Here is a 15,051-nt window from a genome sequence, read left to right on the forward strand (position 1 = left end):
CAGGAATTACCAACCCCCGATGAATTACGAGAAGGGATTACCATGAGCGAGACCGCCGACCGCGTGAAGAAGATCGTCGTCGAGCATCTCGGCGTCGAAGCCGACAAGGTGACCGAGGACGCGAGCTTCATCGACGATCTCGGTGCCGACAGCCTCGACATCGTCGAGCTCGTCATGGCGTTCGAGGAAGAGTTCGGTGTCGAAATCCCGGACGATGCCGCCGAGAAGATCACGACCGTCAAGGACGCGATCACGTACATCGACGAGAACAAGGCCTAATACCGGGGCCTCGGCCCGCAGGTGATGCGGGCCGAACGGGCCGCCAAGGCCAGGTTTCAAGCGGCTCCCCGACCCCGACATAGCGGGCGGGGAGCCGTTTTCGTTGTGGAATGGAGTGGAATATGCGGCGCGTCGTCGTCACCGGACTGGGTCTTGTCACGCCTCTGGGCGCGGACGTGGAAACCGCCTGGGCCAATCTGATCGCTGGCAAGTCCGGCGCCGGTCCGATCACGCGGTTCGATACCACGGGGCAGAAATGCACCATCGCGTGCGAGGTGAAGCCCAAGGACCATGAATATGGCTTCGACCCCGACAAGCGCGTCGACCACAAGGTCCAGCGCCAGGTCGATCCGTTCATCGTCTATGGCATCGACGCCGCCGGACAGGCGCTGGAAGATGCTGGCCTGACCGAGCTCGACGAAGCGACGAAGCTGCGTGCGGGCGTGTCGATCGGCTCGGGCATCGGCGGCCTGCCGGGCATCGAACTCGAATCGGTCAACCTGCATGAGCGTGGCCCCGGCCGGGTCAGCCCGCACTTCGTCCATGGCCGCCTGATCAACCTGATCTCGGGCCAGGTCAGCATCAAGTACGGCCTGATGGGACCGAACCATTCGGTCGTCACCGCCTGCTCCACCGGCGCGCATTCGATCGGTGATGCCGCGCGGATGATCCGCGACGACGATGCCGACATCATGCTGGCGGGCGGTGCGGAAAGCACGATCAACCCGCTGGGCGTCGCGGGCTTTGCCCAGGCGCGCGCGCTCAACATGAGCATGAACGACCGCCCGACCGAGGCGAGCCGACCCTATGACAAGGGTCGCGACGGGTTCGTGATGGGCGAGGGCGCGGGCGTCGTCGTGCTCGAGGAATATGAGCACGCCAAGGCGCGCGGCGCGAAGATCTATGCGGAAGTCGTCGGCTATGGCCTGTCAGGCGATGCCTATCACGTTACCGCGCCGCACCCGGAGGGCAAGGGTGCCGAGAATGCGATGCGCATGGCGCTGCGCAAGGCGGGCATGGAGCCGTCGGACATCGACTATATCAACGCGCATGGCACCTCGACCATGGCGGATACGATCGAGCTGGCCGCGGCTAAGCGCGTGTTCGGCGACGACCTGTCGGGTGCGTCCATGTCGAGCACCAAGTCGGCGATCGGCCATCTGCTGGGCGGCGCCGGTGCGGTGGAGAGCATCTTCTGCATCCTGGCGCTGCGCGACCAGATCGTGCCGCCGACGCTGAACCTCGACAATCCGGACGAGGGCACCGAGGGCGTCGACCTGGTCCCGCACACGGCAAAGAAGCGTGAGGTGAAGGCGGTGCTGAACAACTCGTTCGGCTTCGGCGGCACCAATGCCTCGCTAGTGATGAAGGCGATCTGACCGACACGCCAACTCCCGTTCGGCCTGAGTGAAGTCGAAGGCCACGGGACGCGGCGTGAGTTCAGGGCGCGCACTTCGACTTCGCCCGGTGCGAAGGGAATGTAGTGCGCAAATTCCGACTCCGGACACCACCGGGTCCGCTTGCAATATGCTCAAGCCCGCGCCATCGGGCTGGCACGCAAGCGGACCCGGATCGGTGCCGGGGTCGTTTCATGTCTGGGCCTGTGCCCTAGTCAAATCCGGGTGAGATATGCGCAAGGTCGGCTGTATCGGGTTGCTGCTGGGGCTGATCGGCATCGCCGTCTTCGCCTGGGTCGCGCATGACTGGGCTGGCAGCGGCCCGGCGGACAAGCCGCTCGCGGTGGTGGTGCCCGAGGGGGCGAGCTTGGCGCGCGCCGCCAATGCACTGGAAAAGGCCGGCGCGATCCGTTCGGCCAGCCGTTTCCGCCTTTATGCCCGGATCTTCGGCGACGGGGGCGCGATCAAGGCTGGCGAATATGCCATTCCCGAACAGGCCAGCGCCTCCGACGTCCTGACCCTGCTCCAGGAGGGCAAGGTCCGCCAGCGTCTGGTGCCGGTGCCCGAGGGCTATCCCTCTGTGCTCGTCCATGACGCGCTGATGCGTGCCGACGGGCTGACCGGGGACGTGGCCGTCCCTGCCGAGGGTTCGGTACTGCCAGACAGCTATGCCTATCAGAAGGGCGACACCCGTGCCGCCGTCGTCGCGCGGATGCAGAAGGCGATGAAGGACTATCTTGCCCAGGCCTGGGCCGACCGGAAGCCGGGCATCGCGGTGAAGACCCCGCAGGAAGCCATCATCCTGGCCTCGATCGTCGAGAAGGAAACCGGCAAGCCCTCCGAACGCCGGACGGTCGCGGCGGTCTATGGCAACCGGCTGCGTATCGGCATGCCGCTTCAGGCGGATCCGACCGTGATCTATCCGATCACCAAGGGGCGTCCGCTCGGCCGTCGCATTCTGCGGTCCGAACTCCATGCCAAGAACGGCTACAACACCTATGCCAGCCCCGGCCTGCCGGTCGGGCCGATCGCCAACCCCGGCCGCGCGTCGATCGATGCGGTGCTGAACCCGGCGGACAGCAAGGCGCTGTATTTCGTCGCGGACGGATCGGGCGGCCATGTGTTTGCCGACACGCTGCCTGAGCATAATGCCAATGTGCAGAAATGGTATGCGATCCGCCGCCAGCGCGGGGAGATGTAGGGTCGATCCACATTCGGGGGGGACTCTCCCCAAATTCCTCCCCTGCAAGGGGAGGAGTGTCGAATTTGGCTATCCGCTCAGGACGGGCACCCCTCCGGCCAGCCACCTCCCCTTACAGGGGGACATGAAACGCATGTCGACTGGCCCGGCATTCTGACCGCCGAGTAAATCGGCGGCGCGAGGACCGGTCAGCGGGCTTCCTCAGACAGCCGCCTTGCCAGCGCCTGCCGTGATGCGTCGGCATAGGCCCGGCAGGCGCCGGGAGTGGTGCGGAACCGGTCGGTCGCGCCGTCCTGGTCGGCATGGGCGGTGATGAGGATGTCGCAAGGAAGCGCACGCATCGCCGCTTGTCCGCGGGCGAAGGCGGCGACCACCGGCGCGTGCGCGGGGGCGGAGAAGCGGTAGTCGTCGGTCGATACCGGGTTGAGGCTGGACGCGAAGACGATCGACTTGCAGCGCTTGCCCTCGCAGGCGCGCCAGCTCCAGCTCATGCTGCCCATGGTATGACCGGGTGTGGCGCGCGCCGTGACGACGCTATGCCCCAGCGTCAGCCGCTCGCCGTCGCGGATGACGCGGACTGAGCGGACCGGCGGGAACCGGCTGTCATAGCCACGTTGCGGATCGTCCGCCGCCAGCCGCCCGGTGCGAAGCCCTTCGGCCCCGCGCGGACTGGCGACGACCGTTGCGCCGGTATCGCGGGCCAGCGCGGCAATCCCGCCCGCATGATCGAAATGCGGCTCGGTGCTCAGAATATATTTGATGTCGGTCGGACGAAAGCCCAGCCTGGCGACATTGGCGAGGATCGCGTGTGCGCCCTGCGGAAGGGCACCATCGATCAGGATCAGGCCTGCCCCGGTGTCGATCAGCGCGACGTTCAGCCCGCCGAAACCGACCAGATAGCTGTCGCCGAACACCCGCACGGGTGGCCGTGGGGCGAGCCATTCGCTCGCGTGATCGGTCACGATCGGGCGGGTCAGCGGGTCGTCTCGCTGCGGGGCGGCGGCGGTAAGGGCGAGCGCACAGGCGGTAAGGGTGGCCAGATGGCGATGCATGGGTTTGGTCTCCTTGCACCCAGGATGCGGAGAAACGGGATCGGGGACAAAGCATCTTCCCTCGACACAGACATGAGCGGAATTCATGATAAGCCATGGACCGAGCCCAACTGCCCCTCAACGCCTTGCGCGCGTTCGAAGCCGCCGCACGGCATCTGAACTTCACGCGCGCGGCGATCGAGCTGTGCGTCAGCCAGGGGGCGGTCAGCCATCAGGTCGCGCGGCTGGAACAGCGGCTGGGCGCGCGGCTGTTCCATCGGCTGCCGCGCGGACTGGCGCTGACCGATGACGGGCAGGCGCTGGTGCCGGTGCTGGCCGAGACGTTCGACCGGATCGGGGCGACGCTCGACCGCTTTGCCGATGGCCGTTTCCAGCATGTGGTCAATATCGGCGTGGTGGGCACGTTCGCCACCGGCTGGCTGCTGGCGCGGCTGGATGACTTCGCTGCGACCCATCCGCACATCGACTTGCGCGTGTCGATCAACAACAACCGCGTCGACCTGGCGGGGGAGGGATTGGACGGCGCGATCCGCTTTGGCGACGGGGCATGGCACGGCACCCATGCCGAGCCGTTGATGGCGGCACCGCTGACGCCGCTTTGTGCGCCTCCGGTCGCGGCGCGGTTGGGTGCACCGGGCGATCTGCTGCGCGAACGGCTGTTGCGGTCTTACCGGGTCAGCGAATGGGAAAGCTGGTTCGCCGCTACCGGCACCCAGCCGCCGCCGCTGCGAGGGCCGATGTTCGACAGCTCGGCACTGATGGTCGGCGTGGCGATGACGGGGCTGGGGGTGGCGCTCGCTCCGAAGGTGATGTTCGAGCACGAACTGACGACCGAGCGACTGGTCCAGCCCTTTGCCATCGAGGTCGATGCGGGCCGATACTGGCTGACGCGCTTGCTGTCGCGCAAGGAGGGGCTGGCGATGAAGGCGTTTCGACAGTGGTTGGCAGGGGCGGTGAGCGATACCGCCCCTCCATCACTGCTTTGCGGCGGTCCTCCTCCCCAAGCATAGCCTGGGGAGGAATGGGCGTCCCAAATCCTCCCCATCATCGATGGGGAGGGGGTGTAAGAGCGATGGTGGAGGGGCATGGCCCTCACCATCAGCACGGATGGATAGGGATCAGCCCCGCAAGGCCGCCGCCGCGCGGGCCTTGGCCTCGACATCCGCCATCGACCCGCCGGTCACCCAGCTGCCGCCGACGCACAGCACGCGGTCGAACGCCAGCCAGTCGGGCGCGCTTGCCTCGGTGATGCCGCCGGTCGGGCAGAAGCGGGCCTGGTAGAAGGGCGCGGCCAGCGCCTTCAGCGCCTTCAGCCCGCCGCTCGTTTCGGCCGGGAAGAACTTGAAATGGGTCAGGCCCAGGTCCAGCCCGCGCATGATGTCGCCCGCATTGGCGATACCGGGCAGATAGGGGATGCCGCTGTCGATCACCGCCGCGCCCAGACGGTCGGTCAGGCCCGGTGAGACGATGAACTCGGCACCCGCATCGGCCACGTCGCGCAGCTGCTGCTCGTTGACGACGGTGCCCGCGCCGACGATCGCGCCGGGGACCTTCTTCATCTCGGCCATCGCCTCCAGCGCGGCGGGGGTGCGCAGCGTCACCTCCAGCACCTTCAGGCCGCCTGCGACCAGCGCTTCGGCCAGCGGGCGGGCGGTGGCGGCGTCGTCGATGACCAGCACGGGGATGACCGCACTGGTGCGCATGATGGTGGCGATGTCGGTCATGAATGCTCCTGAGCGAAAGCGGCAGCCGCGCCGAACAGGCCGGGCTGGGGGTGGGTGATGAGCTTGACGGGGATACGCGCCATCAGCGACTGGAACCGGCCCTTGGCGACGAAGCGCTGATCGAAGCCCGAGCGCAATAGCTTGTCCTTGATCCGAAAGCCCAGGCCGCCCGCGATGACGACGGTCTTGGCCCCCTGCGCCAGCGCGAAGTCGCCCGCGACCGCACCCAGCGCCAGGCAGAAGCGGTCGAGCGCGGCCAGCGCGATCGAGTCGGTGCCGTCCAGCGCCTCGGTCCAGATTTCGCGGTCGTCGCGGCTCGGCACCGCACGGCCCTCCATCGAGGCAAGCGTCTCGTAGATGGCGACGATGCCCGGCCCCGAGCAGATCCGCTCGCACGATACGCGGGTATAGGTGCGACGCAGCCGCTTCAGGATCGCATCCTCGATCCCGTCCAGCGGGGCATAGTCCATATGCCCGCCCTCGGTCTCGATGACGTGATAGCGTTCCGGGGTCAGCAGGACCTGCGCCACGCCCAGGCCGGTGCCGGGGCCGCAGACGGTCACGACGCCCTGTTCGGGCATCGGTTCTTCGGGGCCGCAGATGTGGAGGAAGTCTTCCGGCGGCACCTGCGCAACGGCATGGCCGACCGCGCCGAAGTCGTTGATGACGGTGTAGACGTCCGCGCCCAGCCGCTCTGGGATCAGCGAGGGGCGGATGACCCAGGGGTTGTTGGTCATGCGGATCACGTCGCCGGTGATCGGCGAGGCGATGGCGAGCGAGGCCGCCTTGGGCAGCGGACGGCCCAGATGCGCCTCGAACGCCTGCCAGGCGGTCTGGAGCGAAGCGTGCTCGGCGGTCTTTTGCGTGCACGGCTCGCCCAGTTTGACAACGCGCCCATTCTCGACCTCGGCGATGGCGAAGCGCGCATGCGTGCCCCCGATATCGACGGCTACGATTTCCATCATGTCCTCCCCCTTATTATTTTACAGGCCGGCGGCGGCGAGAATGGGCGAGGCGCCCTTCTCGGCCTCGTCGGCGGCCTGGCGGAAAAGCGCGAACAGCTCGCGGCCCATGCCCTGCGCCGGGGCGGGCGTCGCCACCAGCTGGCGCGACGCCCATTCGGCCGGATCGACCAGCGCGTTCAGCGTACCCTCGACCGCATCGAGCCGGACGATGTCGCCATCGCGGATCAGGCCGATCGCCCCGCCACCGATCGCCTCAGGGCTGAGATGGATGGCGCACGGCACCTTGCCACTGGCACCCGACATGCGGCCGTCAGTGACCAGTGCCACCTTGAAGCCCCGGTTCTGGAGCACGCCCAGCGGCGGGGTCAGCTTGTGCAACTCGGGCATGCCGTTCGCCTTGGGCCCCTGGAAGCGGACCACGACAACGACGTCGCGCTCCAGCTCGCCCGCCTTGAACGCGGCCTGCACTTCCGACTGGTCGGAAAAGACACGCGCTGGCGCCTCGACGATCCAGCGCTCGCGCTCGACCGCCGACACCTTGATGCAGGCGCGGCCCAGATTGCCCGACAGGATGCGCATCCCGCCATCGGCCGAAAAGGGCGCGGCGGCGGGGCGCAGGATCGTCTCGTCGCCGCTGTCGCCGACCGAGGTCCAGGCCAGCTTGTCGCCCTCGATCACCGCCGTCTGGCCGTAATCGGACAGGTCCTTGCCCGCGACGGTCAGGATGTCGCGGTGAAGCAGCCCTTCCGACAACAGTTCGCGGATGACATAGGGCATACCGCCCGCCGCCTCGAACCCGTTCACATCGGCCGAGCCGTTCGGATAGACCCGCGCGATCAGCGGCACCGCAGCCGACAGGCGGTCCATATCCTCCCAGTCGATGATGATCCCCGCCGCCCGCGCGATGGCGGGCAGGTGGATCAGGTGGTTGGTGGAGCCGCCGGTGGCCAGCAGGCCGACCGCCGCGTTGACGATCGCCTTTTCATCGACGCAGCGTCCCAGCGGCCGGTAATCCTCGCCGCGCTGGCCGATGGCGGCGAGGCGGTGGACGGCGGCGCGACTGAGTTCCTGGCGCAGCTTGGTGCCCGGATTGACGAAGGCGGCGCCCGGCATGTGCAGGCCCATCACCTCCATCATCATCTGGTTGGTGTTGGCGGTGCCGTAGAAGGTGCAGGTGCCCTTGGAATGATAGGCCGCGATCTCGGCATCCAGCAGTTCGTCGCGCCCCGCCTTGCCCTCGGCAAAGGCTTCGCGGACGGCGGCCTTCTGCTTGTTGGGCAGGCCGGTGGGCATCGGGCCGCCGGGCACCAGGATCATCGGCAGGTGGCCGAAGCGCAGTGCACCCATCAGCAGGCCCGGCACGATCTTGTCGCAGATGCCGAGCAGCGCGGCCCCCTCGAAGGTGCCGTGGGACAGGGCGACCGCCGTCGACAGCGCGATGGTGTCGCGGCTGAACAGCGACAGCTCCATGCCCGCATAGCCTTGCGTCACGCCGTCGCACATGGCGGGGACGCCGCCCGCGACCTGCGCGGTGGCGCCCACTTCACGCGCCCAGACCTTCATCAGTTCGGGGTAGCGATAATAGACGGCGTGGGCCGACAGCATGTCGTTATAGGCCGACACGATGCCGATATTCATGCCGCGATCCGCCTTCATGGCGTCGCGGTCTTCCTCCGTCCCGGCATAAGCATGGGCGAGGTTGGCGCAGCCCAGATTGGGGCGGCGCACCGCCGTCTCGGCCTCGTGCGCGATCAGGTCGAGATAGGCCTGACGGCCCGGCCGGGATCGTTCGATGACCCGGTCGGTGACGGCCGAGACGACGGCGTTGAGGCTCATTGCTCGCTCCAGTGGATGTCGATCGGCAATTCGATCTCGGCCAGGACGCGGCCGACCGGATAGGGCGAGGATGCGCCTTCCTTGATCGCGTCTTCCAGCACCTTCTTCTTGGCCGGACCCGAAATGGCGAACATGATCGACCGGGCGGAGACGATGCCCGCACGGCTGAGCGTCACGCGGGCGACCGGTGCCTCGGGCGGCAGGGGATCGGGCATCAGGCCCAATGCGCGGCGCTCCTTCGGGCCGTTGAGGGCTTCGTCATAATCGGGGCCGGGGAAGATCGAGGCGGTGTGCCCGTCGGCACCCATGCCCAGCAGCACCAGGTCTAGCGGCCAGTGAAGCTCCTGCATCAGGGCATCGGCCGAGCGACCGGCGGCCTTATAGTCCGACGTCGCCTGCGGCACGATCGGCATCACCCGCGCGCCCTTGGGCAGGAAGATCTTGCCGATCATGGTGACGTTGGACAGCGGATCGCCCAGCGGCACGATCCGCTCGTCTGCGGGGACGATGGTCACGCGCTTCCAGTCGAGCTTGGCTTGGGCCAGCTTTTCATAGACCGGGACGGGCGTCTTGCCGCCCGACAGCGCGATCACCGCCGCGCCGCGCGCTTCGATCGCGCTTTCAATGATGAACTGGATGTCGCCCGCCAGCGCGTTCGCCATTTCGGTGGTGTCTTCGTAATCCCACCATTCGATTTCGTCAGTCATGTCACTCACGTCCTAGATGATCCGGGCAAGGCCGGTCCGCCACCTCGCGGCCAGCGGACCCACGCCCTGCCGATGATGTCACACGGCGATCGGCCGTGCGCCGGGTGTCAGTCGTCCTGCCAGTGAACCCCGTCGCGCTCGGTCAGCGCGATGGCGGAGGAGGGGCCCCAGCTGCCGCTCGGATAGGTCTTCGGCTTGACGTCGTTGGCGTCCCAACCGGCGCGGATCGAATCGATCCAGGCCCACTGCGCCTCCACCTCGTCGCGGCGAACGAACAGCGTCTGGTCACCCTCGATCAGGTCGAGCAGCAGCCGTTCATAGGCGATGCGGCGGCGGGTGCCCGCAAACTCGGCGTCGAGCGACAGGTTCAGCGGCACTTCGCGCAGGCGGATGCCGTCGCGGTCGAGCCCCGGCTCCTTGGCCATCACGAGCAGCTGGATATACTCCTCGGGCTGAAGGCGGATGACCAAGGTGTTCGGCTGAAGCAGCCCGCCGCGCCCGGCGAACATGGAATGCGGCACCGGCTTGAACTGGATGGCGATTTCCGAACGGCGCGCGGCCATGCGCTTGCCGGTGCGCAGGTAGAAGGGCACGCCCTGCCAACGCCAATTGTCAACATGCGCCTTGATCGCGACGAAGGTCTCGGTCTTGGACGGCTTGCCCAGTTCATTGGCATAGGAGCCGACGATCTTGCCGCCGACCGCACCGTCGGCATATTGGCCGGTGACGGTGTTGTTGGGCACTTCCTCGGGCGTCATCAGGCGCAGCGAACGGAAGACCTTGGCCTTTTCGTCGCGGATCGAATTGCCGTCATAACGCGCGGGCGGCTCCATCGCGATCAGCGCGAGCAGCTGGAGGATATGGTTCTGCACCATGTCGCGCAGCGCACCCGCACCCTCGTAATAGCCCGCGCGATCCTCCAGCCCGACCGTCTCGGCAATGGTGATCTGCACATTGTCGATGCCGTGCGCGTTCCAGATCGGCTCGAAGAAGAAATTGCCGAAGCGCAGCGCCAGGATGTTCTGGACCGTTTCCTTGCCCAGATAATGGTCGATGCGGAAGGTCCGCTCTTCCGGGAAGCCGAAGGCGACCGCGTCGTTGATCTCCTTCGACGAGGCCAGGTCGTAGCCGAGCGGCTTTTCCAGGCCGATCCGCACCGTCTCACCGGCCAGGCCGACCGACTCCAGGCCCTTGATGGTAGACTCGAACAGGCTGGGCGCGGTGGAGAGATAGATCGCCAGGCCGTTCGACACGTCGCCGACCTTCTCCGCCAGCGCGGGGAAACCGTCCGTCGAGGAGGCGTCGAGCGACTGGTACTGCAATCGATTTAAGAAGCCGGCGATCTTGTCGGCTTCCTTGCGGTCATCGGGCAGGAAGGTGTCGAGCGCCTTCGCCGCGAAATCCCGGAAGCTGGCATCGTCATAATCGGACCGCGCGGTGCCGGTGATCGTCAGCCCCTCGGGCAGCAGCCCGTCCGAATGGAGGTTGAACAGCGAGGGTAGCAGCATCCGCTGCGACAGGTCGCCGGTCGCACCGAACAGCAGCAGCTTGCCAACGGGATTGCGCGTCATGACGTCTCCTTAGAGCACGAGGCCAGCGGTCGGATCGAGCCCGGCCATGATATTCAGGTTCTGGACCGCCGCACCCCCGGCACCCTTGCCCAGATTGTCGAGCGTGGCGATCAGTCGCGCCTGTCCCGTGGCCGCATTGCCGCAGACGCGCAAGGTCATCCGGTCGGTTCCGGCATTTTCCTCGATATTCACCGCCGCGACGGTATCGGGCGAAAAGCGTACGATGCGGCTGTCGGCATAGGCCTGCGCCAGCGTATCCGCGACGCGATCCAGCGAGGGCGCGCCGGGCAGCGCATAGAGGGGCAGCGGCACCTCGACGACCATGCCGCGATAGGTGTCGGCCACGGACGGCGCGAAGATGGGGGCGTGGTCCAGGCCGGAGTGGCGCTGCATCTCCGGCGCATGTTTGTGCACCAGGCCGAGGCCATAGGGGCGAAAGGCGCGTTCGGTCGCCGTTTCATAGTCGGCGATCATCGCCTTGCCGCCACCCGAATAGCCAGAGGCGGCATTGACCGTCAGCGGAAAGCCGGCCGGAATGATCCCGGCGCGCACCAGCGGACGGACGAGCGCCAGAAAGCCGGTGGGGTAGCAGCCGGGATTGGAGACGAAGCGGGCGGTCGCGATACGATCCTGCTGGTCGGGGTCCAGCTCGGCAAAGCCATAGATCCAGCCATCGGCGGTACGGTGTGCGGTCGAGGCGTCGACCACCCGCGTCCGGTCGTTGGCGATCAGCGAAACGGCTTCGCGCGCGGCGTCGTCAGGCAGGCAGAGGATGACGAAATCGGCATCGTTGATCGCCTCGCGCCTCGCCTCGGCATCCTTGCGACGGTCATCGGGCAGGGTCAGGATCGCCAGATCGGGGCGTCCGCCCAACCGGTCCGCGATCTCCAGGCCGGTGGTGCCTGCACCGCCATCGATGAATACCGTCTTCGTCACTGCACCCGCTCCAACAACCCGGCATCGCAATAGCCGACCAGCCCGAGATGCGGCGCGATGCCCCAGGCATGGCCACCGGCCAGCTCCAGCACCTCGAACGTCTCGCCAGCCGCCAGCTCGGCCAGGACCGTGCTGCCCGACGGACGACCCTCACGCAAGGTCGCCGGCGCATGGGTCCTATAGGGCAGGGGAGCGGCGTAATGCGGTGCGAATACGTATTCCGCCAGTCGAACGTCCGCCAGATCGGGCCGGACCGCGTTCGTGCGGGGGTCGAGGCTGACGGTCCTCCCCTGGAGCGCGAAACTCTTACGCGCTGGCCCGTTGGAGGCTGGGGGCGTCGCCGGCGCCGATGAAATGTCCGAATTCTTCAAGAAAGTCCGCCCCTTCAGGTGTCCTGGCGACAAAGATGTTCCGCTTGTCGCTATCATCGCGTTGGCGGCGCAGATAGCCCAGCGTTCCCAGTCTATTCAAGGCGCGGGTGACGACAGGTTTCGAGACGTTCAAGGCGCGCGCCAAACCGCGCACCGTATGGGGGCCGGGACGCAGATAAACGACGAGCAGCAATGCCATCTGGCGATTGGTCAGGTCGGGTTCGCCCGAGCGGACATAATCGACCAGGGCGCTCATCCAGGCGAACAGCGACTGTGGGTCGTGCGGGTGGGACACGATGGCGATTCCAATGGCTGTGCCGGGCTTTAACCGGGCGTTGTTTCGAAGTCATAACGCCCTTTATCCATGGTGGTTTCCACTCATGTTCCGCTTTGGTGCACATCTTTTCGAGGGGCGCGGGCGGTATTCCAGGGGGCCGGGGCGGGGGGTTACCCGCCGCCGAGGTTGATCCCGCCCCCCGGCTCGCCTATGTGCGCGCTTTCGCACACCCTCCATCGGGATCACACGCGCCTCATGTTCGCATTCCTGCTCGTCATCCACGCCATCATCGCCGCGGTTCTCGTCACGGTGATCCTCATGCAGCGGTCGGAAGGCGGCGGTCTGGGCATGGGCGGCAGCCCGGCGGGCCTCATGTCGGCGCGCGGCGCGGCCGATTTCCTCAGCCGTGCGACGGCGGTGCTGGCGACGCTGTTCGTCGGCTTCTCGATCCTGCTGGCCGTGATCGCGGCGACGCGCGGTGCGCCCGCGATCGATACCTCGCTGGCCCGGACGCCCGCGACTCAGGCACCGATCACCCAGCCGGCACCCGCTCCGGTCCCGACCGGTGCCGCGCCTGCTCAGGCGCCTGCGGACAATTCGGCGGTTCCGCTCGCCCGCTAATCCTCGTTTCCATCGCAGCACGGGCCAACGCGCCGCCGATATTTTCCGGCGGCGCGCATCTTTGCTGTTGTCGTATCCACCCCATCCAAGCTAGGCGATTCTTCCCATGGCGCGGTATATCTTCATCACCGGCGGCGTGGTTTCGTCGCTCGGCAAAGGCCTCATGGCGGCCTCTCTTGCGGCTCTCTTGCAGGCGCGCGGCTACAGCGTGCGCATCCGCAAGTTCGACCCCTATCTGAACGTCGATCCGGGCACGATGAGCCCGTATCAGCATGGCGAGGTCTATGTGACCGACGACGGGGCCGAAACCGACCTCGACCTGGGCCATTATGAACGTTTCACCGGCGTGTCCTCGCGCCAGTCCGACAACGTGACCTCCGGCCGCATCTACAAGACGATCATCGAGCGCGAGCGGCGCGGCGACTATCTGGGCGCGACCGTCCAGGTGATCCCGCACGTCACCGACGCGATCAAGGCGTTCGCGCGGGCCGACACGATCGACGAGAATGGCGAGGAGATCGACTTCATCCTCTGCGAGATCGGCGGCACGGTCGGCGACATCGAATCGCTGCCCTTCATCGAGGCGATCCGCCAGCTGAAGAACGAGCTCGGCCGCGGCAAGTCGATCAGCATCCACGTCACGCTGGTGCCGTATATCGCGGCGGCGGGCGAGCTGAAGACCAAGCCGACCCAGCATTCGGTGCGCGAGATCGCGGCGCTGGGCGTCGCGCCCGACGTGCTGGTCTGCCGTTGCGAGCATCCGCTGCCCGCCTCGGACCGTTCGAAGATCGGGCTGTTCTGCAACGTGCCGCCCTCGGCCGTCATTCCGGCGCTGGATGCCAAGAGCATCTATGCGGTGCCGCTGCAATATCATGCCGAGGGTCTCGACTCGGAAGTGTTGCGCGCGTTCGGGATCGAACCGGAAGGCGCGCCCAACCTGTCGCGCTGGACCGAGATCGTCGATCGCCTCTTCAACCCCGAGGGCGAGGTCACGATCGGTGTCGTCGGCAAATATGTCGGCCTGCAGGACGCCTACAAGTCGCTCAACGAAGCGCTGGTGCATGGCGGCATCGCCAACAAGGTGAAGGTCCATATCCGCTGGATCGACGCCGAGCTGTTCGAGGGTGACGAGAGCGAGATCGCGCAGCAGCTGGAACCCTGCCACGCCATCCTCGTCCCCGGCGCGTTCGGCGAGCGCGGCGCGCAGGGCAAGATCGAGGCGGTCCGCTTCGCGCGTGAACGCCGCGTGCCCTATTTCGGCATCTGCTTCGGCATGCAGATGGCCTGCGTCGAAGGCGCGCGGAACCTGGCGGGGATCGCCGAGGCGTCCTCGACCGAATTCGGCCCGACCTCCGAGCCGATCGTCGGCCTGATCACCGAGTGGATGGGCCGCGACGGGCTGGAAAAGCGCGAGGCCAGCGGCGACATGGGCGGCACGATGCGGCTGGGCGCCTATCAGGCCAAGCTGGCGGGCAACAGCGTCGTCGCCTCCATCTATGGCAGCGAGGACATTTCCGAGCGCCACCGCCACCGTTACGAGGTGAACACCACCTATAAGGAGGCGCTGGAAAAGGGCGGCCTGGTGTTCAGCGGCATGTCGCCCGATGGCACCTTGCCCGAAATCGTCGAGCGGCCGGACCATCCCTGGTTCGTCGGCGTGCAGTTCCACCCCGAACTGAAGTCCAAGCCCTTCGACCCGCATCCGCTCTTCGCCAGCTTCGTCGAAGCGGCGGTGAAGCAGAGCCGGCTGGTCTGATTTTAAGACCCCGCCTTCGAAAGGAGGCGGGGTTTTTCTTTTCTGGTTTTTCGTGCGGTTTGGGGAGGGCTTGTCTCCCTGGTGGATGACGGGGCGTAGGCTCCGACTACGCTCAGCCCGAACGGGGGGTGGGGATTTGGTCGGCTAAGCAACAGGCCGGTTTGCCCACCCCGATTCCCCACCGCCGTTCCGCCTGAGCGAAGTCGAAGGCCATGGGAAAACCTCCCCGCTGGGCCCACCTCATCTCTTGAACTTCGACTATGCTCGGCCTGAACGGAAGCAGGGCACGTTACACAAACCAAAAGGCGCCCGGACCCGTCGGTCCGGACGCCTCGCGACGTCTTCAGGGAGCGAAAGA

General features: G+C 66.7%; 15 protein-coding genes. 6 read left to right on the forward strand and 9 right to left on the reverse strand.

Annotation, left to right across the window (positions count from 1 at the left end):
* Nucleotides 1-42: 42 nt before the first annotated feature.
* The 3 genes from SOM26_RS08690 (at nt 43) to mltG (ending at nt 2,877) form a co-directional block, all read left to right on the forward strand.
* Nucleotides 43-279 carry an acyl carrier protein gene (locus SOM26_RS08690; protein ID WP_007403554.1) on the forward strand — a complete coding sequence of 79 codons (237 nt, stop codon included), beginning with the start codon at nt 43-45 and terminating at the stop codon, nt 277-279.
* A gap of 122 nt (nt 280-401) precedes the next feature.
* Nucleotides 402-1,658, forward strand: a complete 1,257-nt coding sequence (fabF, locus tag SOM26_RS08695; RefSeq protein ID WP_320452305.1) for a beta-ketoacyl-ACP synthase II — start codon at nt 402-404, stop codon at nt 1,656-1,658.
* 250 nt (nt 1,659-1,908) lie between these two features.
* On the forward strand, nt 1,909-2,877 hold the full coding sequence (gene mltG, locus SOM26_RS08700; RefSeq protein ID WP_320452306.1) for an endolytic transglycosylase MltG: 969 nt from the start codon (nt 1,909-1,911) through the stop codon (nt 2,875-2,877).
* Between the two features lie 188 nt (nt 2,878-3,065).
* Here mltG and bla read toward each other — a convergent pair whose 3' ends face one another.
* Entirely contained in the window at nt 3,066-3,929 is an 864-nt protein-coding gene (gene bla, locus SOM26_RS08705) for a subclass B3 metallo-beta-lactamase (RefSeq protein ID WP_320452307.1), read from the reverse strand.
* A 95-nt stretch (nt 3,930-4,024) separates the two neighbouring features.
* On the opposite strand from bla, the gene SOM26_RS08710 reads away from it, so the two are divergent.
* Nucleotides 4,025-4,939: a LysR family transcriptional regulator gene (locus tag SOM26_RS08710; RefSeq protein ID WP_320452308.1), complete on the forward strand. Its 915-nt coding sequence runs from the start codon at nt 4,025-4,027 to the stop codon at nt 4,937-4,939.
* A gap of 108 nt (nt 4,940-5,047) precedes the next feature.
* Here the strand turns inward: SOM26_RS08710 and eda are convergent, their stop codons facing one another.
* The 8 genes from eda to SOM26_RS08750 form a co-directional block, all read right to left on the reverse strand.
* Complete coding sequence (eda, locus tag SOM26_RS08715; protein WP_320452309.1) at nt 5,048-5,653, reverse strand: bifunctional 4-hydroxy-2-oxoglutarate aldolase/2-dehydro-3-deoxy-phosphogluconate aldolase; 606 nt, start codon at nt 5,651-5,653, stop codon at nt 5,048-5,050.
* Complete coding sequence (gene glk / locus SOM26_RS08720) at nt 5,650-6,615, reverse strand: glucokinase (protein WP_320452377.1); 966 nt, start codon at nt 6,613-6,615, stop codon at nt 5,650-5,652. The genes eda and glk overlap by 4 nt, the downstream gene beginning before the upstream one ends.
* Before the next feature lie 21 nt (nt 6,616-6,636).
* On the reverse strand, nt 6,637-8,454 hold the full coding sequence (gene edd, locus SOM26_RS08725; protein ID WP_320452310.1) for a phosphogluconate dehydratase: 1,818 nt from the start codon (nt 8,452-8,454) through the stop codon (nt 6,637-6,639).
* The gene (pgl, locus tag SOM26_RS08730; RefSeq protein ID WP_320452311.1) at nt 8,451-9,161 is read right to left on the reverse strand and encodes a 6-phosphogluconolactonase; all 711 of its coding nucleotides are present in this window, start codon (nt 9,159-9,161) and stop codon (nt 8,451-8,453) included. The genes edd and pgl overlap by 4 nt, the downstream gene beginning before the upstream one ends.
* A 107-nt stretch (nt 9,162-9,268) precedes the next feature.
* On the reverse strand, nt 9,269-10,732 hold the full coding sequence (zwf, locus tag SOM26_RS08735; protein WP_320452312.1) for a glucose-6-phosphate dehydrogenase: 1,464 nt from the start codon (nt 10,730-10,732) through the stop codon (nt 9,269-9,271).
* A 9-nt stretch (nt 10,733-10,741) separates the two neighbouring features.
* Entirely contained in the window at nt 10,742-11,668 is a 927-nt protein-coding gene (gene argC, locus SOM26_RS08740; RefSeq protein WP_320452313.1) for an N-acetyl-gamma-glutamyl-phosphate reductase, read from the reverse strand.
* Nucleotides 11,665-11,826: a hypothetical protein gene (locus SOM26_RS08745; RefSeq protein ID WP_320452314.1), complete on the reverse strand. Its 162-nt coding sequence runs from the start codon at nt 11,824-11,826 to the stop codon at nt 11,665-11,667. The genes argC and SOM26_RS08745 overlap by 4 nt, the downstream gene beginning before the upstream one ends.
* A 148-nt stretch (nt 11,827-11,974) precedes the next feature.
* On the reverse strand, nt 11,975-12,295 hold the full coding sequence (locus SOM26_RS08750) for a MarR family transcriptional regulator (protein ID WP_320452315.1): 321 nt from the start codon (nt 12,293-12,295) through the stop codon (nt 11,975-11,977).
* Nucleotides 12,296-12,571: 276 nt separating this feature from the next.
* On the opposite strand from SOM26_RS08750, the gene secG reads away from it, so the two are divergent.
* Both secG and pyrG read left to right on the forward strand, forming a co-directional pair.
* Nucleotides 12,572-12,937, forward strand: a complete 366-nt coding sequence (secG, locus tag SOM26_RS08755; RefSeq protein ID WP_320452316.1) for a preprotein translocase subunit SecG — start codon at nt 12,572-12,574, stop codon at nt 12,935-12,937.
* A 106-nt stretch (nt 12,938-13,043) separates the two neighbouring features.
* The gene (pyrG, locus tag SOM26_RS08760; RefSeq protein ID WP_320452317.1) at nt 13,044-14,693 is read left to right on the forward strand and encodes a CTP synthase; all 1,650 of its coding nucleotides are present in this window, start codon (nt 13,044-13,046) and stop codon (nt 14,691-14,693) included.
* Nucleotides 14,694-15,051 lie beyond the last annotated feature (358 nt).

It is taken from the genome of Sphingomonas sp. CFBP8993 (assembly GCF_034044895.1).
Lineage (GTDB): Bacteria > Pseudomonadota > Alphaproteobacteria > Sphingomonadales > Sphingomonadaceae > Sphingomonas.

Excerpts from the sequence above, each read along its gene's own strand:
- zwf (WP_320452312.1), bottom strand. The coding sequence starts at position 10,732 with ATGACGCGCAATCCCGTTGGCAAGCTGCTGCTGTTCGGTGCGACCGGC.
- pyrG (WP_320452317.1), top strand. The coding sequence starts at position 13,044 with ATGGCGCGGTATATCTTCATCACCGGCGGCGTGGTTTCGTCGCTCGGC.
- SOM26_RS08710 (WP_320452308.1), top strand. The coding sequence starts at position 4,025 with ATGGACCGAGCCCAACTGCCCCTCAACGCCTTGCGCGCGTTCGAAGCC.
- mltG (WP_320452306.1), top strand. The coding sequence starts at position 1,909 with ATGCGCAAGGTCGGCTGTATCGGGTTGCTGCTGGGGCTGATCGGCATC.
- bla (WP_320452307.1), bottom strand. The coding sequence starts at position 3,929 with ATGCATCGCCATCTGGCCACCCTTACCGCCTGTGCGCTCGCCCTTACC.
- fabF (WP_320452305.1), top strand. The coding sequence starts at position 402 with ATGCGGCGCGTCGTCGTCACCGGACTGGGTCTTGTCACGCCTCTGGGC.
- SOM26_RS08750 (WP_320452315.1), bottom strand. The coding sequence starts at position 12,295 with ATGAGCGCCCTGGTCGATTATGTCCGCTCGGGCGAACCCGACCTGACC.
- secG (WP_320452316.1), top strand. The coding sequence starts at position 12,572 with ATGTTCGCATTCCTGCTCGTCATCCACGCCATCATCGCCGCGGTTCTC.
- pgl (WP_320452311.1), bottom strand. The coding sequence starts at position 9,161 with ATGACTGACGAAATCGAATGGTGGGATTACGAAGACACCACCGAAATG.
- SOM26_RS08690 (WP_007403554.1), top strand. The coding sequence starts at position 43 with ATGAGCGAGACCGCCGACCGCGTGAAGAAGATCGTCGTCGAGCATCTC.
- edd (WP_320452310.1), bottom strand. The coding sequence starts at position 8,454 with ATGAGCCTCAACGCCGTCGTCTCGGCCGTCACCGACCGGGTCATCGAA.
- eda (WP_320452309.1), bottom strand. The coding sequence starts at position 5,653 with ATGACCGACATCGCCACCATCATGCGCACCAGTGCGGTCATCCCCGTG.
- glk (WP_320452377.1), bottom strand. The coding sequence starts at position 6,615 with ATGGAAATCGTAGCCGTCGATATCGGGGGCACGCATGCGCGCTTCGCC.